The organism is Micromonospora sp. NPDC050417 (assembly GCF_044458865.1).
Taxonomy (GTDB): Bacteria; Actinomycetota; Actinomycetes; order Mycobacteriales; family Micromonosporaceae; genus Micromonospora_G.
In genome coordinates this window covers 444,706-465,667 of the sequence record NZ_JBITIH010000002.1, presented here as the reverse complement: position 1 = coordinate 465,667, position 20,962 = coordinate 444,706, and the positions used below count along the sequence as shown (strand labels likewise).

22 protein-coding genes and 3 tRNA genes are annotated in these 20,962 nt (G+C 69.3%); 14 read left to right on the top strand and 11 right to left on the bottom strand.

Annotated elements, in window-relative coordinates; translation table 11 throughout:
- Positions 1 to 3 precede the first annotated feature (3 nt).
- The 4 genes from ACIBF5_RS04710 to ACIBF5_RS04695 form a co-directional block, all read right to left on the bottom strand.
- Positions 4 to 960 carry a carbohydrate ABC transporter permease gene (locus ACIBF5_RS04710; RefSeq protein ID WP_396808091.1) on the bottom strand — a complete coding sequence of 319 codons (957 nt, stop codon included), beginning with the start codon at positions 958 to 960 and terminating at the stop codon, positions 4 to 6.
- An 84-nt stretch (positions 961 to 1,044) separates the two neighbouring features.
- Positions 1,045 to 2,424 carry an ABC transporter substrate-binding protein gene (locus ACIBF5_RS04705; protein WP_396808089.1) on the bottom strand — a complete coding sequence of 460 codons (1,380 nt, stop codon included), beginning with the start codon at positions 2,422 to 2,424 and terminating at the stop codon, positions 1,045 to 1,047.
- 581 nt (positions 2,425 to 3,005) lie between these two features.
- Positions 3,006 to 4,007, bottom strand: coding sequence for a LacI family DNA-binding transcriptional regulator (locus ACIBF5_RS04700; RefSeq protein ID WP_396808087.1), 1,002 nt, complete (start codon positions 4,005 to 4,007; stop codon positions 3,006 to 3,008).
- 55 nt (positions 4,008 to 4,062) lie between these two features.
- On the bottom strand, positions 4,063 to 5,457 hold the full coding sequence (locus ACIBF5_RS04695; protein ID WP_396808085.1) for a dihydrolipoyl dehydrogenase family protein: 1,395 nt from the start codon (positions 5,455 to 5,457) through the stop codon (positions 4,063 to 4,065).
- Positions 5,458 to 5,528: 71 nt separating this feature from the next.
- Between ACIBF5_RS04695 and ACIBF5_RS04690 the strand changes: the two genes are divergently transcribed.
- Positions 5,529 to 6,725 (top strand): serine hydrolase domain-containing protein, encoded by a 1,197-nt coding sequence (locus tag ACIBF5_RS04690; protein WP_396808083.1) that lies wholly within the window; start codon positions 5,529 to 5,531, stop codon positions 6,723 to 6,725.
- A 13-nt stretch (positions 6,726 to 6,738) separates the two neighbouring features.
- Here the strand turns inward: ACIBF5_RS04690 and ACIBF5_RS04685 are convergent, their stop codons facing one another.
- A complete protein-coding gene (locus ACIBF5_RS04685; protein WP_396808294.1) occupies positions 6,739 to 7,683 on the bottom strand; it encodes a phytoene/squalene synthase family protein in 945 nt (314 codons plus the stop codon).
- A 242-nt stretch (positions 7,684 to 7,925) separates the two neighbouring features.
- On the opposite strand from ACIBF5_RS04685, the gene crtI reads away from it, so the two are divergent.
- From crtI to ACIBF5_RS04635, 10 genes are all read left to right on the top strand, one after another.
- A complete protein-coding gene (gene crtI, locus ACIBF5_RS04680; RefSeq protein WP_396808081.1) occupies positions 7,926 to 9,407 on the top strand; it encodes a phytoene desaturase family protein in 1,482 nt (493 codons plus the stop codon).
- Positions 9,404 to 10,060: an isopentenyl-diphosphate Delta-isomerase gene (idi, locus tag ACIBF5_RS04675; protein ID WP_396808079.1), complete on the top strand. Its 657-nt coding sequence runs from the start codon at positions 9,404 to 9,406 to the stop codon at positions 10,058 to 10,060. Before crtI ends, idi begins: the two co-directional genes overlap by 4 nt.
- The gene (locus ACIBF5_RS04670) at positions 10,050 to 11,063 is read left to right on the top strand and encodes a MerR family transcriptional regulator (protein ID WP_396808077.1); all 1,014 of its coding nucleotides are present in this window, start codon (positions 10,050 to 10,052) and stop codon (positions 11,061 to 11,063) included. Before idi ends, ACIBF5_RS04670 begins: the two co-directional genes overlap by 11 nt.
- A 133-nt stretch (positions 11,064 to 11,196) precedes the next feature.
- A complete protein-coding gene (locus tag ACIBF5_RS04665; RefSeq protein WP_396808075.1) occupies positions 11,197 to 12,021 on the top strand; it encodes a polysaccharide deacetylase family protein in 825 nt (274 codons plus the stop codon).
- Between the two features lie 132 nt (positions 12,022 to 12,153).
- A tRNA-Glu gene (locus ACIBF5_RS04660) sits at positions 12,154 to 12,226 on the top strand.
- A gap of 61 nt (positions 12,227 to 12,287) precedes the next feature.
- Positions 12,288 to 12,364: transfer RNA gene (locus ACIBF5_RS04655), tRNA-Asp, on the top strand.
- Between the two features lie 105 nt (positions 12,365 to 12,469).
- Positions 12,470 to 12,543 (top strand) — tRNA-Phe (locus ACIBF5_RS04650).
- Between the two features lie 188 nt (positions 12,544 to 12,731).
- Positions 12,732 to 13,601, top strand: coding sequence for an aldo/keto reductase (locus ACIBF5_RS04645; RefSeq protein WP_396808073.1), 870 nt, complete (start codon positions 12,732 to 12,734; stop codon positions 13,599 to 13,601).
- Positions 13,601 to 13,747: a hypothetical protein gene (locus ACIBF5_RS04640; RefSeq protein WP_396808071.1), complete on the top strand. Its 147-nt coding sequence runs from the start codon at positions 13,601 to 13,603 to the stop codon at positions 13,745 to 13,747. Before ACIBF5_RS04645 ends, ACIBF5_RS04640 begins: the two co-directional genes overlap by 1 nt.
- Positions 13,725 to 14,375: a TetR/AcrR family transcriptional regulator gene (locus ACIBF5_RS04635; protein ID WP_396808069.1), complete on the top strand. Its 651-nt coding sequence runs from the start codon at positions 13,725 to 13,727 to the stop codon at positions 14,373 to 14,375. Before ACIBF5_RS04640 ends, ACIBF5_RS04635 begins: the two co-directional genes overlap by 23 nt.
- A 236-nt stretch (positions 14,376 to 14,611) precedes the next feature.
- Here the strand turns inward: ACIBF5_RS04635 and ACIBF5_RS04630 are convergent, their stop codons facing one another.
- Positions 14,612 to 14,866: a hypothetical protein gene (locus ACIBF5_RS04630; RefSeq protein ID WP_396808067.1), complete on the bottom strand. Its 255-nt coding sequence runs from the start codon at positions 14,864 to 14,866 to the stop codon at positions 14,612 to 14,614.
- On the bottom strand, positions 14,863 to 15,006 hold the full coding sequence (locus ACIBF5_RS04625; RefSeq protein WP_396808065.1) for a hypothetical protein: 144 nt from the start codon (positions 15,004 to 15,006) through the stop codon (positions 14,863 to 14,865). The genes ACIBF5_RS04630 and ACIBF5_RS04625 overlap by 4 nt, the downstream gene beginning before the upstream one ends.
- 385 nt (positions 15,007 to 15,391) lie before the next feature.
- Between ACIBF5_RS04625 and ACIBF5_RS04620 the strand changes: the two genes are divergently transcribed.
- Positions 15,392 to 16,168 carry a GntR family transcriptional regulator gene (locus ACIBF5_RS04620; RefSeq protein WP_396808063.1) on the top strand — a complete coding sequence of 259 codons (777 nt, stop codon included), beginning with the start codon at positions 15,392 to 15,394 and terminating at the stop codon, positions 16,166 to 16,168.
- 378 nt (positions 16,169 to 16,546) lie between these two features.
- On the opposite strand, the gene ACIBF5_RS04615 is transcribed toward ACIBF5_RS04620, so the two are convergent.
- Positions 16,547 to 17,548, bottom strand: coding sequence for a helix-turn-helix domain-containing protein (locus ACIBF5_RS04615; RefSeq protein ID WP_396808061.1), 1,002 nt, complete (start codon positions 17,546 to 17,548; stop codon positions 16,547 to 16,549).
- A gap of 188 nt (positions 17,549 to 17,736) precedes the next feature.
- On the opposite strand from ACIBF5_RS04615, the gene ACIBF5_RS04610 reads away from it, so the two are divergent.
- On the top strand, positions 17,737 to 18,303 hold the full coding sequence (locus tag ACIBF5_RS04610) for a hypothetical protein (protein WP_396808059.1): 567 nt from the start codon (positions 17,737 to 17,739) through the stop codon (positions 18,301 to 18,303).
- A gap of 84 nt (positions 18,304 to 18,387) precedes the next feature.
- On the opposite strand, the gene ACIBF5_RS04605 is transcribed toward ACIBF5_RS04610, so the two are convergent.
- A complete protein-coding gene (locus tag ACIBF5_RS04605; protein WP_396808057.1) occupies positions 18,388 to 18,954 on the bottom strand; it encodes a snapalysin family zinc-dependent metalloprotease in 567 nt (188 codons plus the stop codon).
- 246 nt (positions 18,955 to 19,200) lie between these two features.
- Here ACIBF5_RS04605 and ACIBF5_RS04600 point away from each other — a divergent pair, with 246 nt between their 5' ends.
- On the top strand, positions 19,201 to 19,716 hold the full coding sequence (locus ACIBF5_RS04600) for an SRPBCC family protein (protein ID WP_396808055.1): 516 nt from the start codon (positions 19,201 to 19,203) through the stop codon (positions 19,714 to 19,716).
- A gap of 20 nt (positions 19,717 to 19,736) precedes the next feature.
- Here ACIBF5_RS04600 and ACIBF5_RS04595 read toward each other — a convergent pair whose 3' ends face one another.
- A complete protein-coding gene (locus ACIBF5_RS04595; RefSeq protein ID WP_396808053.1) occupies positions 19,737 to 20,453 on the bottom strand; it encodes a DUF2786 domain-containing protein in 717 nt (238 codons plus the stop codon).
- Positions 20,454 to 20,501: 48 nt separating this feature from the next.
- Positions 20,502 to 20,888 (bottom strand): hypothetical protein, encoded by a 387-nt coding sequence (locus tag ACIBF5_RS04590; RefSeq protein WP_396808292.1) that lies wholly within the window; start codon positions 20,886 to 20,888, stop codon positions 20,502 to 20,504.
- Positions 20,889 to 20,962: the final 74 nt, after the last annotated feature.

Genomic DNA, 20,962 nt, shown 5'->3' with positions numbered 1-20,962 from the left:
TACCTAGTCCTGTTTCGCAGTCAGTCGCACGTAGACGGCGGAGAAGCCGGCCAGCACCACGAGCATGATCACGCCGAGCGCCGCAGCGCCGTTGAGGTCGTTCTGGAAGAAACCGTGCTGGTAGATGAGGTACGCGACCGAGGTCGCCGAGTCCTCCGCACCCGCGCCGTTGGCGAGGATCAGCGGTTCGATGAAGAGCTGCATCGTGGCGACGATCTGGAGCATCGCCAGGAGCGCGAGGATCAGCCGGGTCTGCGGGATGGTCACGTTGACGATCCGACGCCAGAGCCCGGCGCCGTCGAGTTCGGCCGCTTCGTACAGTTCGCCGGGGACGTTCTGCAACGCCGCCAGGTAGATCAGCACCGCGCCACCCATGTTCATCCAGGTCGACGCGATCACCATCGCCGGCATCGTCATCTCCGGCGACTGCATCCACTGCGACGTCGGCAGGTGCAGTGCCTTGAGGATCGCGTTGAAGAGTCCCGCCTCACTGGGGTCGTACGCGTAGAACTTGAAGAGGAACAGCGCCGATGCGGGGGGCAGCATCACCGGCAGGTAGACCAGGATCCGCAGGTAGCCCTTGGCGTGCCGGAACTCGTTGAGCAGGATCGCGACGAAGAACGGCAGCACGTACCCGAAGACGAGGGCGAGGAGCGTGAAGTAGATCGTGTTCTGCCAGGCGGTCCAGAAGCTGGGGTCGGCGACGATGCGGACGTAGTTGTCCCAACCCACCCAGGTGGTCTCGCCGCGCCGGGTGCGTTGGAAGCTCATCACGACGCCGCGGATCATCGGGTACCAGGAGAAGACGACGAAGCAGAGCACCGCCCCGATCAGGAACGCGTGACCGGTGAGGTTGTCCCGTACCTTGCGGCCGAGGCTCGTGCGCTTCGGCCGGGTCCGGTACGGCGATGTCGGACGCCCCGGTCTCCTGATGGTCTCCGGGACGGTGGTGATCGCCAAGGCAACTCCTGGGTGAGTCAGTGACACCGACGGTGCGGCGAGGTTGGTGTGGGGGCCGGCGCGCCGGCCCCCACCCGCCTCGGATCAGCTCTCGGCGGCGAGGAGCTGGTTGACCTTCTCTTCGGCTGTCTTGAGTAGCGCGTCGATGTTCGAGTTCGGGCTGGTCAGCACCCCGGACATCGCGGCGTCGAGTACCGCGTAGATCGCCTGCGCGTTGCGGGGCTCACCCTTGATCGGCACCGGGGTCGCCTCGAAGAGCGCGAAGTTGGTGGTGTCGACGTTCGCGTTCGCCTTGCGCAGCTCCAGTTCCTGCTTCTGCACCTCGCTGCCGTTGGCGAAGAGCAGCGGCTGGGGCAGGCCCACCGGGTAGTTCTGCGGCTTGAGCCGGACGTAGTCGAACTGGCCCTTGCCCGGCAGCAGCTTCTGGTATTCGATCCACTTCAGGCCGGCCTTGACCTGCTCCGGAGTGAGGTCCTTCTTGAAGAAGTAGCCCTCGCCACCACCGAGCGTCCCCTTCGCCAGGCCGTCCTGGCCGGGCAGCGGGGCCATCGCCCAGTCCTGGAACTTGCCCTGGAACTGGCTGACGATCGCCTGGGTGCTGTCCGGGGCGCCGATGAACATGCCGACCTTGCCCGCGCCGGCGTTGGTCAGCAGGTCACCCCACTGGAGCAGTTGGCGGTCGCCCATGCTGTTGTCGCCGTACCGCATGTCCTTGAGGTTCTGCAGGACCTGCTTGCCCGCCGCGTCGTTGAACGCGGCCTTCTTGCCGTCCGGGGACAGCACCTGGCCGCCCTGGGAGTAGAGCAGGGAGGTGAAGTGCCAGCCACCGGTGTTGCCGGCGCTGTACTCCGAGTAGCCGGCGATGCCGTTGCCGAGCGCGGAGATCTTCTTGGCGGCGGCCCGGACCTCGCCCCAGGTCTTGGGCGGGTTGTTCACGTCGAGGCCGGCCTGCTGGAACAGGACCTTGTTGTAGACCAGGCCCATCGAGTAGTTCTTCACCGGTACGGCGTAGAGCTTGCCGCCGTCGGTGAAGACCTCCTTGAGCGCCGGGTCGACGCTGTCCCAGGTCGAGACGTTCTCCTTGTTGGCGAACTCGGTGATGTCCTTTGCCTGACCCGAGTCGAGCACCTGCTGGAGGTCGGTCATGTACCCGTAGAACAGGTCGGTCACGGTGCCACCGGCGAGGCGGGCGGTGAAGTCCGGCGGGTTGTTGCACTGCTCGCCGACGCTCACGCTCTTGACCACGATGTCGGGGTTCTGCTTCTGGAACTCCACGACATCTTCGTTCCAGTTCTGCAGCAGCTCTTTCTGGGCGCCGACCGGCTGGCAGTCGACAGTGATGGTGACCTTGCCGCTCGCATCGTTCGACGAGTCGCCACTCTTCGTGGAGCACGCTGTAAGGCTGAGCCCCAGGCCGGCCGCGAGCGCGAACGCCGCAGCCTTCCGGTACTGCGGTACGGACATCTGTCCATCCCTTCGGGGAACGAGAGTCTCGATGACCTGCGCTGATCTGCGGTGATCTCCACCGCCGCGATGCTCTGCTACTGATCTGTATGCGCCAGCTGACTTGACCCCTGGAGCTGCGGTGGGCCAGGTGAGCCAATGTTTCGTGGCGATGACGATACAAAGTCGAATCGCTTCCCGCAAGAAGTCGACTGAAAATCGAAAGACTACGACTGTTTTCCCGAGAGCCTCGCACGGGTGACCCGGACCGCCGCTCCACGCCTGGTCGGACGCGTCCCACCTGGTCAGCGCCGTTCCCCGGGCAGCGTGGATGGACGCGACCCGATCAACTGGGCGGTGTACGCGTGGCCCCGGCGGACGCCGCAGGTGCTGCCCGCAGGACGTCGGACATCGGCCGCCGGACGCCACCCGCCCATCCGACGCCGGCACGCCGGACGACGAAACGGCCGCCGACCGCAGGCAGCGGTCGACGGCCGGAGCGCCGTTGCAGGGCACGGGACGGTCCCGTGGCCGGATGGTGGTCAGTGGCCGGGCAGGTTGGTCAACGATCTGGCGAGCTGGTCAGCGATTCGGCGAGCTGGTCAGCGACCGGGAACGGGGGCGGTCGAGCCGCGTACCACCAACTCGGGCTCGAAGAGCAACTCGTCGTGCAGTACGCCGACCCCCTCGATCATGGTGACCAGGAGGTCCACCGCCGCCTGACCCATCGTCTCGATCGGCTGCCGAACCGTGGTCAGCGGCGGGTCGGTGCAGGTCATGAACGCGGAGTCGTCGAAACCCACCACCGAGATGTCGGCCGGCACCGACCGGCCCAACCGTCGCGCGGCCCGGATCGTCCCCAGGGCGAGTACGTCGCTGGCGCAGATGACGCCGGTGACCCCCCGCTCGACCAGCTTGGTCGCGGCGACTCGCGCCCCTTCCATGGAGAAACTGGAGCGCTCCACACACTCGTCACCCTCGGACCAGCCGGCAACCTGGACCATCGCCGCCAGCTTGCGCCGGGACGGCACGTGGTCCTCGGGGCCGAGCACCATGCCGATCCGCTCGTGGCCGAGCGAGCGCAGGTGCCCGTACGCCTGCTCCACCGCCACCGCGTCGTCGGTGGAGACCCGGGGGAACCCCAGCTCGTCCACGCCCGCGTTGACCAGCACCACCGGCAGACCCCGATCGGTCAACCGACGGTAGTGGTCGTGGCGGGCGTCGGCGAGCGCGTACGAACCACCAGCGAAGATCACCCCGGAGACCTGGTGGTCGAGCAGCATCTCGACGTAGTCCATCTCCGAGACGCCGCCGATTGTCCGGGCGCAGAGCGCCGGGGTGAAACCGCGCTGGGCGAGCGAACCGGTGACCACCTCGGCCAACGCCGGGAAGATCGGGTTCTGCAATTCGGGCAGGACCAGACCGACCAGTCGGGCCCGTTCACCCCGCAGTTTGGTCGGCCGTTCGTAGCCGAGCACATCGAGAGCGGTGAGCACGGCGGTCCGGGTCGCCTCGGAGACGCCCTCACGACCGTTGAGCACCCGGCTCACCGTGGCCTCGCTGACACCGGCCTTCTTCGCTACTTCGGTGAGTCGTTTAGTCACGGCCGCAATGGTACGGCAATTTCTTGCAAGAAATTAACTGGGTTCTACCGTGTTGCTACTTCAGATTGTTCACCGCGTCACCGATCGCGCGATGGAAAGTCGGGTACGCGTAAATCATCTGACGCAGCGTCGCCACCGGAACCTCCCCGTGCACCGCCACGGCCAGCGCACCGAGCACCTCCCCGCCGGACGGACCGGCCGACGTCGCGCCAATCAGGATGCCGCGTTCGGCGTCCTCGATCAGCTTGATGAAACCCTCGTTACCGACCTTGTGGATCCAACCCCGGGAAGAGTCCGGCAGCCGGGTCTGGCCGACCCGGATGGTGAACCCACGGTCACGCGCCTGTCGCTCGGTCAACCCGACCGCACCGATTTCCGGATCGGTGAAGGTGACCCGGGGCAGCGCCCGATAGTCCGCCCGGGGCAGCACCCGATCATCGCCGCGTGACTCCGCACCGCCGCCGCTCAGGATGTCCTGGATCACGATCCCGGCCTCGTACATCGCGATGTGTGTGAAGGCACCGTGGCCGGTGACGTCACCGACCGCCCAGATGCCGTCCGCCACCCGCATCCGGTCGTCTGTGCCGAGGTAACGCTGTGCCGGATCGAGGCCCACACTCTCCAGACCCAGCTCTTCCAGGTGAGCCCGCCGCCCGGTGGCAACCAGCAACCGGTCGGCCCGGACCGTACCGTCGCCCGCCAGGTACAGGGTGAATCCGTCCTTGTCGTGACTCACCCGCTCGGTGCGCATCCCCGTGTGGATCTCCACCCCGTCGGCCCGCAAAGCCGCCGTGGCGAGTTCCGACGACTCCGGCTCCTCCATAGCGAGCAGCCGGTCGGAACCCTCGACCACGCTCACCCGTACGCCGAAGCGGGCAAAAACCTGGGCAAGCTCCAGGCCGATGGCCCCACCGCCGAGCACCGCCACCGAAGCGGGCAACTCAGTCAGTTCGACCGCATCGTGGTTCGTCCAGTACGGCGTACCGGCCAACCCCTCGATCGGCGGGATCACCGGGCTCGACCCGGTGCCGATCACCACACCACGACGGGCCCGGAAGACGTCGTCGCCGACCTGCACCAGACCAGGTCCGACGAGCCTCCCCGTGCCACGAACCAGTCGCCCGCCCTTGCCGACGAACCGGTCGGCGGCGCGCTTGTCGTCCCAGTTCGCGGTCGCCTCGTCGCGGATCCGCGCCGCGACCGGTGCCCAGTCCGGCGTGACCGTCGCCCGTCCCGCGAGCTGGTCCACCCGCGCCGCCTCGACCAGGGCGTTCGCCGCTCTGATCATCATCTTGCTCGGGATGCACCCCCAGTACGGGCACTCGCCGCCGACCAGGCCGCGTTCGATCCCGAGTACGGCCAGGCCCGCCTCCGCCAACCGGCCAGCGACCTCCTCGCCCCCGACACCGAGCCCCATCACGATCACGTCGAACTGCTCCGGCTGCGTCACCCAGCCAGCATCCCGCACCGAACCGACCCGGACCACCCGGGTCGCCTTTCCGCTCGCCTACCGTGTGTCGGGTGAGCGCAGACCAGGTACGCGAAGATCGGGTCGACGGGGACTGGGACCGGCGCTTCGTCGCCGTACGGGACGCCTTCGCGGCCCTGCTCGGCGACGAGCGTCCACCGGACCACCGACCGTTACCCGGCACCACCGACGACCTGCCCGGCGGAGCGACGGCCGGAACCGGCACGGTGGCTGAGACCGGTGCGAGCCTCGTCGTGTGGCACCGCGGACGGCCGGTGCTGGACCTGTACGGCGGCTGGCGCGACTCCGCCAGAACCCGCCAGTGGAGCCCGGACACCCTGGTCAACGTCTACTCCGTGGGTAAACCGGTGGCGGCGCTCTGCGTGCTGCTCCTGGTCGAACGGGGCCGGATCGGCCTCGACGACCCGGTCGCCCGGCACTGGCCCGGGTTCCGTGCCGAGGCGACCGTCCGGCACGTGCTGAGCCACACCGCCGGCCTGCCCGTCTTTCCGGTGCCCCGCCCGGAACAGGACCTCGACGACTGGTCGCTGCTCACCGGCGACCTGGCCGCCGCCGAACCGCTCTGGGCGCCGGGCACCGTCGCCGCCGAACACGCACTGACCTACGGACACCTCCTCGGCGAACTGGTACGCCGAGTCGACGGCCGCACCATCGGCCGGTTCCTGGCCGACGAGATCGCCGGGCCGTGGCGACTGGACCTGCACTTCGGGCTCGCCCCGCTCGACCAGGCGCGCTGCGCCGACCTCGGCTACGGGAACCCGGACTGGCCGGTCACCATCCTCGGCGCCCCGGGCTCGCTGCGCGCCCGCGCGCTCGGCAACCCGGCCGGTTGCCTGGACCTGGCCGTACTCAACGGTCCACGGTGGCGGGGCGCCGAGGTGCCCGCCGTGAACCTGCACGCCACCGCCGCCGGCCTGGCCCGGCTCTACGCGGGTCTGCTCGCCGGCGGTGAACTGGACGGCGTACGCCTCTTCGGTGCCGACCTGGTCGCCGAGGCGACCCGGGCCCAGTACACCGGTGACGACCTGCTGTTGGAGCGCCCGGTCCGCTGGACGCTCGGCATGCAGGTCGAGGAGGACGGCAGTTGGGGCATGGGTGGAATCGGCGGCAGCGTGGCCTGGGCCGACCCGGCACGGGACTACACCTTCGCGTACGCCACCCGCCACCTTGCCGGATTTGACCGGGTGGAGCACCTGGTCGACGTACTGCACACCTGCCTCGACGGTTAGGAAGGGCCCCTTCCTATACAGATTCCGATAACAAGGGGCCCTTCCTTACCCCCGGCAGGGCGACGGGGGTGCCGGTACGGGTGAGGAGGGCGCGGACGGCGACCGTGGCCCGGCGACGTCGGGGCACCACGGCTCGGCGGACGAAGACGTCGTACCCGGCGGCGGCGACTTCGTCGAGGATGCCGCCGTAGAGCGCGTACGCGGTCCGCATACACGCCTGCGAGGCGGGGTTGAGCAGGACGATGCCGGGTGCGGCGGCGGCGTAGTGCGCCTGTGCTCGGGTCACCTCGTACTCGATCAGTTCCCGGATGGCGGCGCTTGCCCGGCCCCTGGCGGCGGCCTGGACCAGGTCGTCCCGGCTGACCCCGAACGTCGCCAGGTCCTCGTCGGGTAGGTAGGTGCGCCCCCGGTCGAGGTCTTCGGCGACGTCCCGGATGAAGTTGGTGAGTTGGAACGCGAGGCCGAGTTGGCGGGCTGGTTCGCGGGCCGCGATCGGGTCCGGGGAGCCGAGGATGGGCAACATCATGGTGCCGATCACCGCCGCCGAGCCCTCCATGTAGTCGAGCAGGTCGTCGTAGCTCGGGTACGAGGTGACGGTGAGGTCCATCGCCATGCTGCGCAGGAAGGACGCGAAGTCCTCCGGGTCGAGGTCGAACGTGGCGATGGTGTGCAGGACGGCGGGGAGCAGGGGGTCGGTGACCGGGCCGCCGCGCAGGCCGGCGACGAACCGCTCGGACCAGAGTCGGAGCTGGGCGGCGCGTTCGGCGGGGGGCAGGTCGTCGGTCCGGTCCACGATCTCGTCCGCGTACCGGGTGAAGCCGTAGAGCGCGTGGACATGCCGTCGTTTCCACCGGGGTAGCAGACGGGTGGCGAGATAGTAGGTGCGTCCGTGCTGTTTGTGCAGCTCACGGCAGCGCTCGTAGGCCGCCGCGAGATCGGCCGCCGCGAGACCGGCCAAGGCGGGATCGGTCTCGGCCGTCGGACCCGGCGCCTGGTCGGACTTCGGTGACGCCTCCTGTTCCACCACCCAGCTCCTTCGAGTAATCGACGCACCAATCGACGCAACTCGTAACCCTAAGGTACGCTCCAGCGACGCCCAAGGCCCCACGCCGGAGCACAATCTCCCCGCACTTACTCGTCTTGCTGTGGTAACGACCCATCGGCGGGCATGATGAGGGATCGCAGCAAGGAGGTGATCGAGTGCGGACCGTGAGTGGACGGACCGACCGGGTCGTGGTGGTCGGGGCGGGACTCGGTGGTCTCGCCTGCGCCCTGCACCTGGCCGGCAGTGGCCGACAGGTCACGGTGGTGGAGCGGGAGCCGGTGCCGGGTGGCCGGGCCGGACGCCTCAGCCTCGGCGGGTACGAGTTCGACACCGGCCCGACCGTGCTGACCATGCCCGACCTGATCGCCGAGGCGCTGGACGCGGTCGGCGAGGAGCTGACCGACTGGCTCGACCTGACGCCGCTCGACCCGGCGTACCGGGCCCACTATCCCGACGGCTCCACGCTCGACGTGCACACCGACCCGCACCAGATGGCGGCGGAGATCGCCCGGGTCTGCGGGCCCTGGGAGGCCGACGGCTACCTGCGTTTCGTCGACTACGCCCGGGACCTGTGGCAACTCGAACGGCACGACTTCATCGAACGCAACCTCGACTCGCCGACCGACCTGCTCACCGGCAACCTGGTACGCCTGGTCGCCGCCGGCGCCTTCCGCCGCCTACAGACGAAGGTCAACCAGTTCTTCCGCGACCCCCGAACCCAGCGGATCTTCTCCTTCCAGGCGATGTACGCCGGCCTCGCCCCGCACGACGCGCTCGCCATCTACACCGTGATCTCCTACCTCGACTCGGTCGCCGGGGTCTACTTCCCGCGCGGCGGCATCCACGCGGTCTCGAAGGCGCTCGCCGGAGCGGCCGAGAAGCACGGTGTGGAGGTCCGGTACGACACCACCGTCACCCAGGTGGAGACCGCCGCCGGTCGGGCCACCGCCGTACGCACCGCCGACGGTGAACGGATCCCGGCCGACGTGGTGGTGCTCAACCCCGACCTGCCGGTGGCCTACCGGGATCTGCTCCCGGCGACCCGGCAGCGCCGGCTGCGCTACTCCCCCTCCTGCGTGGTGCTGCACGTCGGCTCGACCCAGGGCTACTCCGGGATCGCCCACCACAACATCCACTTCGGCCGATCGTGGCGGGGCACCTTCCAAGAGGTGATCAAGCGCGGCCAGTTGATGTCCGACCCGTCGTTGCTGGTCACCAACCCGAGCCGAACCGACCCGTCGGTGGCACCGACCGGGCGGCACAGCTACTACGTGCTCGCCCCGGTGCCCAACCTCGACCGGGCCGCGCTGGACTGGCGCGGCGACCTGGCCCGGCGGTACGCGTCCGAGCTGATGGCCACCCTGGAGGACCGGGGCTACGTCGGATTCGCCGACGGTGTCGAGGTTTCCAAAATCATCACCCCGGCCGACTGGGCCGACGCCGGGATGGCCGCGGGCACCCCGTTCGCCGCCGCGCACAGTCTTTTCCAGACCGGACCATTCCGTCCGTCCAATCTGCACCGCACACTCTCCAATGTGGTCTTCGTCGGTTCGGGCACGCAGCCGGGAGTAGGGGTTCCGATGGTCTTGATCTCCGGAAAGCTGGCCGCGGCCCGGGTCACCGGCGGTGGCCGATGACCGCCCGGGAGGAACACCTGGTCGAGCTGGTCGACAACGACGGCACGGTGGTCGGCTCCACCACCGTGGCGGCGGCGCACCAACCGCCGGGGCAACTGCACCGGGCCTTCTCCGTGCTGCTGGTCGATCCGGCCGGCCGGGTGCTGCTGCAACAGCGCGCCTCGGTCAAGACCCGCTTCCCGCTCCGCTGGGCGAACTCGTGCTGCGGCCACCCCGAGCCCGGCCAGTCGCTGCGTAACGCGGCGAACCGGCGACTGATGGAGGAACTGGGCGTCGGCCCGGTCGGGCTGACCGAGGTCGGGGTCCACCTCTACTTCGCCGAGGACCCGTCCACCGGGCGGGTCGAGTTCGAGTACGACCACGTGCTCTGCGCCGCCTTCGCACCGGACCAGCCGGTGTCACCGGATCCGACGGAGGTGGCCGACCTGCGCTGGGTCGATCCGGAGGAGCTACGCGCCGACATCGCGGCCGTACCGGACCGGTACGCCCCGTGGCTGGTCGGGGTGATCGAGCGCTACCTCCAGTCCGCCCCGGTCGCCGGCAACGCCACCGTCCCGACCGGCGGCTCCGGCGCTGCCGGTGTTCCCGCCGGTGCCGCGAGCGGGTCGACGGGGCCGACCGACAACGCGGCGGAGCCGCCGGGTGGGCGATGACGGTCTGAGCGCGGGTACGGTCGCGCGCCGGCTCGGCGTGGCGGTCACCACCCTGCGCACCTGGCACCAGCGGTACGGCCTCGGGCCGAGCCAGCACGTACCCGGCCAGCACCGGCGCTACACCGCGCAGGATCTCGCCCGGTTGGAGGTCATGCGAAGGCTCACCGCCGAGGGGGTGGTTCCCGCCGAGGCCGCCCGCTGGGCGCAACGGACGACTGCACCCGGGTCGGTTGAGCGGGGAGCCGACGTACCCGATCGGGAGTCGGGGTGGTCGACGCACCGGCCGGTGGTGAGGCCGCGCGACGGCGGCGGCCGGGCGATCCCGGTGGCGAACGCCGGGCCGGCTGCCCGGGGGCTGGCGCGGGCGGCCATGCGGCTCGACGCGGTGGCGATGTGCGAGACGATCGAACGGGCGATCGCCGCCGAGGGCGTGGTGGCCGCGTGGGACGGCATGTTGCGCCCGGTCCTCGCCGGTCTCGGTGAACGGCATGCTGCCACCGCCCATCTGATCGAGGTGGAGCACCTGCTCTCCCGATGCGTCTCCGAGGTGCTCTCGGTGGTGGCCCGTACGGCGGCCAAGACCCTGAAGCCGCCCGGTGTCGGTGGCCCGGCGCGTCCGGACCTGCCACATGTCCTGCTCTCCTGCGCGGACGAGGAACAGCACACGCTGCCGTTGGAGGCGTTGGCCGCTGCGGCGGCACAGGCCGGGGTGGCCACCCGACAGCTTGGTGCGCGGATGCCGTCGGCGGCGCTCGTGGACGCGGTGACCCGGACCGGGCCGGCGGTGGTGGTGCTCTGGTCGCACACCCCGGCCACCGGCGATCCGGCCCAACTGCGGGCGGTGCTGGCGAGCCCTCGTCGGCCGGTGCTGCTGCTCGCCGCCGGCCCCGGCTGGCGGGCCGAGGCACTGCCCGCCGGGGTGCTGCGTCCGGCCAGCCTGAGCGAGGCGCTGACGCTCACCGTGGCCGTACCCGAGTCGGGCGACCGCTCGCTGACCGGCTGACCGGCGCATTCCGCCGATCGATCGGCGTCTTGATTCGAGCGGCTTTTCCGGGGCTACGGTGGGTCCTTTGTTGGGCTAGCGTGAGGCGTTCCGCCCCCGCACCCCCTCGCCCGATACCCCTCGGGAGTCAACGATGACTCGACCCGCCGCGCTCGCGGCCGGGCTGGTCCTGGTGGCGCTGTTCGCCACCGCCTGCGGGCCTGATCAGCATGATCAGGCGGGCCGCCCCCAGTTCAGCCCCTTCACGCCGGCAACCAGCGAGCCGGCACCGACGACCACGCCGACAACCACGGCGCCGACGACCGCGCCGACGCCACCGCCGACCGAACCGACACCGAGCCGCCCGCCCGCGCCCCGGAGCACGGTCGGCCCACTCGACACCCGGCGGACGACGGGGTCCCGTGGGGTCGCGCTCACCTTCGACGACGGCCCGTCGCCGGACTGGACTCCGAAGGTGCTCGACCAACTCCGGAAGACGCAGGTCAAGGCGACGTTCTGCGTGGTCGGTACCCGGGTCCGGAAGTATCCACAGCTCGTCGCCCGGATCGTGCGGGAGGGCCACACCCTCTGCAACCACAGTTGGCAGCACGATCTTGAACTGGGCAGCCGGCCACGGGCCGATATCCGGGCGGACCTGACCCGGACCAACGGGGAGATCGGACGGGCGGTACCCGGGGCCCGGATCGGCTACTACCGCCAGCCGGGTGGGAAGTGGACTCCGGCGGTGGTGCAGGTGAGCCGGGAACTGGGGATGGTGCCGCTGCACTGGGACGTCGACCCGAGGGACTGGGACAGGCCCGGCGCCGCCGCGATCAGTAAGCGGGTGCTGGCGCAGGCCCGCCCCGGTTCGATCATCCTGCTGCACGACGGGGGTGGAGACCGCAGCGGCACCCTCACCGCCTGTCCCGGCCTGATCGCTGCTTTGAAGCAAAAGTACGGGATCACGCGTTTGAAGTAGATTTGATGGCAATTTCGACGCGTCCGATACCGGTTTGGTCCGCCGGCCCTCGATCACGTATGCTTTCCAAGCCGCCGGCGGGGCCGGATGGGAGCAAACGCAGGAGTTGCCTTGTGCAATGATGGCGGGGCCGCCCTCATCGTCTAGTGGCCCAGGACGCCGCCCTTTCAAGGCGGTAGCACGGGTTCGAATCCCGTTGGGGGCACGTGTAACATCCGTCCAGCCGGGCGGTGCAAGTGTAAGTGTAAGTGCACGGTAAGTAGCTAGGTCCTGTGGAGCAGTTGGAGTGCTCGCCGCCCTGTCAAGGCGGAGGTCGCGGGTTCAAGTCCCGTCAGGACCGCCAGCGCCGTACGCCGCGCGTACCAACGCGCGGCGTTCTGCGTTTCGGGGAATGTCACCTGTACTGCGGCTCATCCGCCAGACAGGTAACATGACCCGAGCAATACCAGGCCAGGTAGCTCAGTTGGTACGAGCGTCCGACTGAAAATCGGAAGGTCGGCGGTTCGACCCCGCCCCTGGCCACATAGCCTTTCGCCGGGCTACAGCATCGCCCGCCTGCGTTTCCGCAGGTGGGCGTTTTGCTTTCCGGACCATAGCAGCAGTTCGGCCGGCACGGTCTGCGGCATCAGGGCGGCGGCCGAGAACTGGGCGACCCGCTCCGCGCGACCTAAACTGAACTGTCAGTTCAGTTCACTCGACCCGGAGTTCAGATGACAGACGCACCCTCCGTCACCGCAGCACCCAGCGGATCGTTCCTGCTCGGTGGGGACCTGCCGGTGACCCGGCTCGGATTCGGCTCGATGCAACTTACGGGCGAGGGCGTGTGGGGTGACCCACGCGACCCCGACGAGGCCGTACGCGTCCTGCGGCGCTCGGTCGAACTCGGCGTCGACCTGATCGACACCGCCGACTCGTACGGTCCGTTCGTCGCCGAGCTGCTGATCAAGAAGGCGCTCCACCCGTACCCGGAGAATCTGGTCATCGCGACCAAGGCCGGCTTCACCCGCCAAGGTCCGTCCCAGTGGACGGTGGTCGGTCGTCCGGAGTACCTGCGCCAGCAGGCGGAACTGAGCCTGCGTCACCTCGGGGTGGAGCGGATCGACCTGTTCCAGTTGCACCGGATCGACCCGGCGGTCCCGCTGGCCGACCAGATCGGCGAGCTGAAGGCACTCCAGGACGAGGGCAAGATCCGGCACATCGGGCTGAGCGAGGTCTCCGTCGCCGACGTCGAGGCCGCGTCGAAGTTCGCCGACATCGTCTCGGTGCAGAACCTCTACAACGTCGCCAACCGGTCCGCCGAGGCCCTGCTCGACTACTCGACCGAGCACGGCATCGGCTTCATCCCGTGGTTCCCGCTGGCCAACGGCCCGCTCGCCCGCGACGGAGGCCCGCTGGCCCGGATCGCCCGTGACCATGGCGCCACCCCGGCCCAGCTCGCGCTCGCCTGGCTGCTCAAGCGGTCGCCGGTGATGCTCCCGATCCCGGGAACCTCGTCCATCGCCCACTTGGAGCAGAACATCGGGGCGGCCTCCATCGAGCTCACCGACGCCGAGTTCGACATCCTGGCTGCTGCCGCCTGATGAACGTCTGGTTCATCACCGGCGCGACGCGTGGTGACGGTGGTGAACCGAACTACTTCCGTACCGACGAGACGGTACGTCGAGAACTCGCCGAATGGCGCGAGCTGGTTGAATCGACGGACCATGACAATTTCCGGGCCGGCTGACGGCATGACGGCCAGTGGGGTAGGCGGGGAAACCCTCCTCGCCCACCCCACTGGCCGCCGCAGTGACCGCATCCACGAGGCCGTGCTCCGCGCGACCGAAGAACTGCTACGCGAGGGCGGCCTGCCCACCGCCACCGTGGACGCGATCGCCGGCCGCACCGGCGTAAGCAAGGCGACCATCTACAAACACTGGCCCTGCCGTACGGCGGTGGCGGCCGAGGCGTTCGGCCGGATGATGGCTGACGCGCTCCCGCTGCCCGACACCGGCAACGCCGTCGGTGACCTCACCGCCCAGTTACGCCAGGTGAGCGCCTTCTACGCCAGCCCGTACGGGCACATCTTCGCCCAACTCCTCGCGGCCTGCGTGGACGACCCGAAGGCCGCAGCTTACTTCCGCGAGTATTTCCTCGCCGACCGTCGCCGTGCGTTCGCCCATCTCTGGCAACGCGCGGCGGACCGGGGCGAGACCCGCCCCGGCGTCGACGTCGAAACCGCCACCGACATCCTGTTCGGGCCGCTCGTCTTCCGCCTCCTGACCCGCCACCAGCCCCTCACCGACGCTGAAACCAACAAACTGGCCGCCGCCGCCATCCCCGCCCTCCTCTTCCCCGCCCCACCCGCCCGCTGATCGAGGCTGACGGATCATCTGTTTCGGTCTGCGCGGTCACGGCGTCGCACCTCGCAGTAGCACCGGTACCGGTGAGATCGGGTTACCTGCCGCCCGTTGCCGGATCGCCCAGGCAAGTTGGTTACACCCGTCCGGGCGGCACTGGGGGCAGCGGCGGCCTCCGGTGTGTCCGGTGATGGTCATACCGGCTGACCACCAGATGCTGGCCGGGGTGAGTGGTTCGTCGTTGCGGCTCATCAGAAGACGGGGCGGTCGATGTCGTTGCGGAACCGGGTGACCAGTTCCCGGATCACGTACGGCTCGGGCAGCGGGTAGGGCTGGTAGTTGTCACCCATCGCTTCCAGCACGACACAGGCTCGGACGAAGGCGGTGCAGGTCCGTCCGATCAGACAGCGTTGGCAGCGCCCGCCGACCGGCCAGTGCCGGCGCACCATCTTCCGCGCCCGCAACTGGGTCAGCCGCAGCCGCTGGTGCGGCAGGAGCACGCTCACCACTCACCCGGCTTGGTCAGACCCTCCGCCGCCGCGAGCGCCGGACACCCGTCCTCGGTGCACTGCTCACACCGCATGGTCTTGTGCAACTCGACCACCCGCAACGCCGTCCGCACCTGCTCCACCGCATCGCTGGTCACGCCGACCACCGCCCCGAGTTCCGCCGAACCGACCGCGTCCCGGTGCCATTTCGGCGGGAAAGACCGACCGTCGCCATACCCGGCACCGGCTCCCGGTCGCTGCGCCTGATCGGCTCCGTGACCCGTGGCGTTACGGGCAGAACGGCTGGGCTTGGCGGCTCGTCTGGCGGGTCCAGGAACCACTTTCGGCGAGTGCTGTTGATCGACATCTGCCACCTCCGTCGACTGGGGAGGGTGACCAGCGCAGGTTGCCTACCCCTAAAACAACCCTCTGCGCTGGCCACCTAAGAGCAAGCTACACCCGTATAGACTGCCCGTCTAGATAGGTGCATGGACGGGAAGGGCAACCGTCCGAACCACGTTGATCGAAGGTACGGTGACGAACGTGCCTGCCCCGCACGAGCGGCCCCGATATCGACGGGTCGCCGACGAACTGCGTCACCGGATCATGTCCGGTGCGATTCCTGCTGGATCCATCCTGCCGTCCGAGACCAGCATCATGGCGGAGTTCGGCGTGGCACGCGGTACTGCCCGCGAAGCCATCGCCCTGCTCCGCTCCGAGGGCTTGGCCATCACTGAGATGGGACGCGGCACCTTCGCGCGACCGGTGTTGCCCATCCGTCGGCTCGGATCCGAGCGGTACCGCCGCGAACTGGAGCAGATCCGTGGCGACCAGTCGCCCGAGACGTCATTCACCGTCGACCAAGGTGTCCGGTGGAACGACTACCGGCTGGACAAGACGTTCCACGAGGTGCCTGCTGGCGTCGCCACCGCCGACCTGTTCGGGGTGCCGGCCGGGACGATGCTGCTGGAGCGTCGGTTCGTGTTCTACACCGAGGGTGTCGCCCAGCAGATGTCCACCTCGTGCTACCTGCTCGCCATGGTGGCTGGCACACCGGTGGCCGATCCGAACCGGGAGCCATGGCCCGGCGGGAACACCGCGCAGATGCACAGCCTTGGTGTGACAATCACCGGCATTCGGGAACGGGTGCGGTCTCGGATGCCAATGGCGAACGAAGTGGAGACGCTACACATTCCGGGCGGTACCCCGGTCGTTACGATCGGCCGGCAGACGTACGCCGGGGACCAGGTGGTCGAGGTCGCGGACATCGTGATCCCGGCCGACCGCGTGGAGCTGGGCTACTGGATCGACCTGACCTGAACACAGGCCCATGCCAGCGGAGAACGGACCCCTGAGCAGGACCGGCGGTCCCAGGCCAGGAATGCTGGCTGTCTGGGCCAAGAATCTGGCGGCATTCAGCGCTGGTGGCTGGGCCGGCTTCGTCGTTGATGTGGCCGTACTGCTCGGCTTGAACGGGCTGCTCGCGCTTGTGCTGATCGCAACCGGAAACCGCGAACTGTTGCCGCAGGTCGGGATGGCGTTCGTCGGGTTTGCGCTGAGGGGCCCACTTGTGGGGCCACCACCAGGCGGAGGTAGGTGTGTGCCCCTCGCCGCGCCTGCCCCTATCGTTAGGCCGCACGAAGATCGTCACCAGGAGTTACCTGTCCGGCACCTGTCCGGTGAGCGTCGGACAGCCCCTCAGCCGCCGATGCCGGCAAGCGCCTGCCGGTACTCCGTTGTCCACTCGGCACCGCGCTGGTCGTCTGGCAGGCCATCCAGTCCTGCACGCAGGTTGTCTTCCGCAGCGACTGTGTCACCGAGTGCCAGGTAGGCCAGCCCGATGCCCATTCGGGAGAACGTGGGCGTCAGCCAGTACGCGGTAGCCGGCGGCGTCTCGGCCTCGGCGGCGGTGGTGAGGTCGCTCGCCTCACCCAGCAGGCGTCCGGCGGCAGACTGGTCTCCCAGCAGCGCGTAGCCGTGCGCGGACTGCACCGCGTCCCCGACCCGTTGCAGTGCGGTCGCCCCGGGCGTGTGGTACGCCGCGAGGAAGTGCCGAACGATGCCCCGGGCGTTCCCCCGTTGGCGCTCAAGGTAGCCACGAAAGTTCTCCGCCTGGGCCGCAAGCGGGCCATCGTCGATCTCATCAGCTTGGTCAAGGGCCTCGCCCAGCACCTGCATTGCGTCGCTGTCGTTGCGGGCCTCGGCGTGCAACCAACCAACGAACTGGGTCCACTCCGCAGCGACAGCTTGCAGCTTGGGAGCGTGGGGGCCGCGAGCCTGTGCGGTGAGATCCAGAACGGTACGCCACTGAGGTACCGCCCACGGCAGCATCACCGGGGCGGCCAGCACGTCGTCAAGGCGTCGCTGCGCGGCCAGTACCTCGGCGAGATGGTGGACGGCTGCCGCGTCCAACCGGGCGGGCCGGTCGATCACGTACGCGATCCGCTGGTCGTCGTCCGGCGTGGTTACGGCTGGTGCGTCGACGACCAGCGCGGCGAGCACCCCGCCTGCTTCGAGTACGTCGTCCAGGCGCTGGGCGGTCTCGGACGTTGGCCGGCAGCGGCCGGTCTCCAAGTCATGCAGGTAGCTCTTGCTGAAGTAGACACGTCTGGCGAGATCGCGCAGAGACAGGCCACGGGCGAGACGCAGCTCAGCCAGGCGTGCCGAAAATCGCGGGTCGATAATGGGTGCAGGCGGCATGGTCGCTCCCCCAGGTAGCGGTCTGGGCGGCGGCCCCGCCGGCCGCTACAACCAGCGAAGGCCGCCACATCGGACGGTACACGCATCGACGTCTCGTGCTGCTCCGAAGCGCCCGTGGCTGAAGCGCAACGTACCAACGGCCGATCGGACGAAGCGACAGATAGCGCCCGGTAGCCACACTGCGTCTCATGAGCTATCCGCACCCGCAGCAGGACCCGTGGGCCGATCCGAGCGGCGCGCACCCAGCGCCACCGCCCTCGCACCTTCCCCCGACACGGTCGTTCGAACTGCCCGTGGAGCACCACCTGCCGGCCCCCACCTCGCCGGCGCAACCGAATCCGCCGGTTCAGCACCACCCACCCACCCAGCCGTACCCGCCGGCCCAGCAGTACGCGCCAGCGCCGTCGCCGTACCTGCCGGTGCAGCAGCAGCCGTACGGGATGCCGCACCCGGGACAGCCGGTGTACGCCGTGCCGGTGGTCCCCGCGAAGTCGGCCGGGGCGGCGGTCGCACTGGAACTCGTCCCCGGACTGTTCGGGATCTTCGGGATCGGCAGCATGTACGCCGGACGGGTCGGTGCCGGCATCGCGCTGATGGTGTCGTACTGGGTGCTGTTCTGGATCAACGTGGCGCTGTTCCTCGTCGGCATCGGCTTCGTGACGATCTTTCTCACCTGGATGGTGTTCATGATCGTCGGCCCGCTGCTGGCACTGAGCGCGGTGGGACGGCACAACTCCGGCAGGGTCGTGCGCTGACCGGGACGGGCGCGCCTCCGGGCGGACGGCCGGGGCCGACCAGCGTCACCGCCGATCGACCCCGTCCCGGGTGGGCTGACCAGGTCAGTTGCTGTTCCAGACGTACACCTTGGGGTTCGCGGCATCGGCTTGCACGGTCGCCAGGCTGCCCGCGAAGAGCGAGTTGACCCTGGCCGCCTCGGCCGCACTCGGGTTGGCATTGGCACAGGAGACCGGGGCGCTGCTGCCGGACATGAGGTCGGAGCAGAGCCCGGTCCGGTTGTCCGGCAGGCCGAGGATGTGCCCGAGTTCGTGGGTGGCGATCCGGGTCCGGTTGTAGCCCTGGTTGACCGCCTGCCATCCCATGTAGACCCGGCCCGAGCCGAGTCCGGTCACGTACGCCCGGGGCCAACCGCTGTCGACGTAGATGACCACACTCGCCGGAGTGCCGGCGACCAGGCGTACGTTGCTGACCCGGCTGTTCCAGATCTGCGCCGCCTGGGTGAAGTTGGTGGTGAACTCGCCGGCACGGCTGGCGTCGTAGTAGACGGTGCGTACGGCGATGGTGGCGTCGGCCACCGCGGGCGCCCCGCCGACCGCCTGTACGCCGATCACGGAACAGGCCGCCACCAGGGCTGCCGCCACGGCGCGGAGGAAGCGTCGTCTGACCATCGCGGACTCCTTACTCGACGGGTCGCGGAGAGGCTCCCCAATGAATCGATGGCCATTAATCTAATTCGCCTCGGGATCGCGGCCCGCATAGCACTTGCCCCATACCGACCAAGCCAGACCGGGCGGGGGAATCGGATCGTCGTACATCCATGGCGACACGGCGTGACCGCGCGCTCGGCGCAGAGATTCAACCGCTGGTCGGATGGACGCTGCAACGGGGGTCAGGGGCCGGTATGGTCCGGGCCTATGGGACAGGAGACCACCGACCCGGCCGACATCCACCAGGACGTGACCAGGTACTCCCTACGAAGCACCCTGCGCGTCTCCGCCCCGCCCGAACACGCCTTCGCCGTCTTCACCGGAGGACTCGCGGACTGGTGGGTGATGGAGTACACGTGGTCCGGGCCGGGGGCGCTCGCCGAGATCGGCTTCGAGCCGCACACCGGCGGGATGGCGTACGAGATCGGGCCACACGGCTTCCGCTCCGACTGGGGACGCGTCCTGGACTGGCAGCCGCCCCACCGGCTCGTCTTCACCTGGCAGATCGCCCCCGACCGGCTACCGGTCCCCGACCCGAGCAACGCCAGCGAGGTCGAGGTCCGGTTCCTGCCCGACGGCGTCGACCAGACCCGGGTGGAACTCGAACACCGTGCCTTCGACCGGCACGGCGAAGCCGCCGAGGGCTATCGGGAGGCCCTCACCGCCGGCTGGCACGAACTGCTCTCCCGGTACGCCGCCTCCGTCCGGGCCAGCACCAACTGACCAGCCGACCGGCCCGGTGATCAACCGGATCGGCCCGGCAGTTCGCTGGTCGTGCCAGCGTGAACACCCGTGCCACCCAGGTCGGCGCGACGTCCCGCCTCGGCACCGTGGCCCGCGCCGCCGCCGGCCAGTCGTCGGGCCGACGCGGTACGCAGCCTCGGGTAGACCTCGGCCATCCGCCGCTGCACCTGACCGCTCCGATCGGCGAGCACCAGCGCCACCGACGTGTCCCGCGTCGAGGTGTCCGTACCCGCCGCCGCCTCCGCCGCCGACTCGGCCGTACGCAGTCGCTCCGCCACCGCGTACGCGAAACCCGCGAGCCAGGAACGCCGGAACGCCGCCGGTTGGTCTCCCTCCGGCACCGGGGTGGCGGCGAGCCCGTGTGCCGCCTGCACCAGCAACGAGGTGAAGAGGAGTTCGACCCGTTCCAGGTCGCTGGCGAAACCGAACAGGTGCATCGCGAAGCCCGACTCCGACCGACGCCGTACGGCCCGGCACCGCAGCGCGTCCGCGACCGCCGCGAGCAGCCCCGCCTTGTCCAACGCGTACGGTGCCAACAGGTCGACAACCCGATCACCGACCGGGTCGGTGGCCGGGTCCCGGGCGGCGAGCAGAGCCCGGTCGACGCCGTACCGGGCGATCAACTCGGTGGCCTTGGCGGTGAACGCCTCCGCCTCAGCCGCCGTACACGCCGGGTCCTCGGCCATCGCGAGCAGCTTGCGAACCTTCTCCAACACCCGTCCAGGCTCCCATTACCGGCGGCTGTGCCGCTGTGCCGGGGCAGGTCAGGGTGCCCGGTGGCGCAGCGTCGCCACGGCGGAACCGGCGAGGGTGAGCAGACAGTCGGGGAGTTGACCGTCGGTCAGCGCTGCACCGAAGAGCGCCTCGGCGGTGTCGATGTCGGAGTTCGCGTACGCGCTGACGAAACGGGCAACCCAGCGCGCGTCGTAACCGGCCTCGTCGATGCCCGGGAACTCCAGCGTCCAACTACCGCGCGGCACCTGGTCGCCGACCATCGTGGCGGCCAGATACCAGGCGACCTCGTAGGCCCCCGCCACACCGGACCGGTCGACCACGGCATCGAAGGTGCCGACCACCGCGTCACTGTCGCCGACCAGCGCGGAGCGGAGCACCGCGTTGGCGTCATCCAGCGTGTCCCGGGGAACGTCCATCACGTGCGGAAGGGTATGCCGCGAGGTCAAGCCGACGAGCACGAACAGCCAGAATCGATGAAACCGCGTATATT

Excerpts from the sequence above, each read along its gene's own strand:
- ACIBF5_RS04705 (WP_396808089.1), bottom strand. The coding sequence starts at position 2,424 with ATGTCCGTACCGCAGTACCGGAAGGCTGCGGCGTTCGCGCTCGCGGCC.
- idi (WP_396808079.1), top strand. The coding sequence starts at position 9,404 with ATGACCGCCCGGGAGGAACACCTGGTCGAGCTGGTCGACAACGACGGC.
- ACIBF5_RS04665 (WP_396808075.1), top strand. The coding sequence starts at position 11,197 with ATGACTCGACCCGCCGCGCTCGCGGCCGGGCTGGTCCTGGTGGCGCTG.
- ACIBF5_RS04645 (WP_396808073.1), top strand. The coding sequence starts at position 12,732 with ATGACAGACGCACCCTCCGTCACCGCAGCACCCAGCGGATCGTTCCTG.
- ACIBF5_RS04640 (WP_396808071.1), top strand. The coding sequence starts at position 13,601 with ATGAACGTCTGGTTCATCACCGGCGCGACGCGTGGTGACGGTGGTGAA.
- ACIBF5_RS04635 (WP_396808069.1), top strand. The coding sequence starts at position 13,725 with ATGACAATTTCCGGGCCGGCTGACGGCATGACGGCCAGTGGGGTAGGC.
- ACIBF5_RS04615 (WP_396808061.1), bottom strand. The coding sequence starts at position 17,548 with ATGCCGCCTGCACCCATTATCGACCCGCGATTTTCGGCACGCCTGGCT.
- ACIBF5_RS04610 (WP_396808059.1), top strand. The coding sequence starts at position 17,737 with ATGAGCTATCCGCACCCGCAGCAGGACCCGTGGGCCGATCCGAGCGGC.
- ACIBF5_RS04605 (WP_396808057.1), bottom strand. The coding sequence starts at position 18,954 with ATGGTCAGACGACGCTTCCTCCGCGCCGTGGCGGCAGCCCTGGTGGCG.
- ACIBF5_RS04600 (WP_396808055.1), top strand. The coding sequence starts at position 19,201 with ATGGGACAGGAGACCACCGACCCGGCCGACATCCACCAGGACGTGACC.
- ACIBF5_RS04590 (WP_396808292.1), bottom strand. The coding sequence starts at position 20,888 with ATGGACGTTCCCCGGGACACGCTGGATGACGCCAACGCGGTGCTCCGC.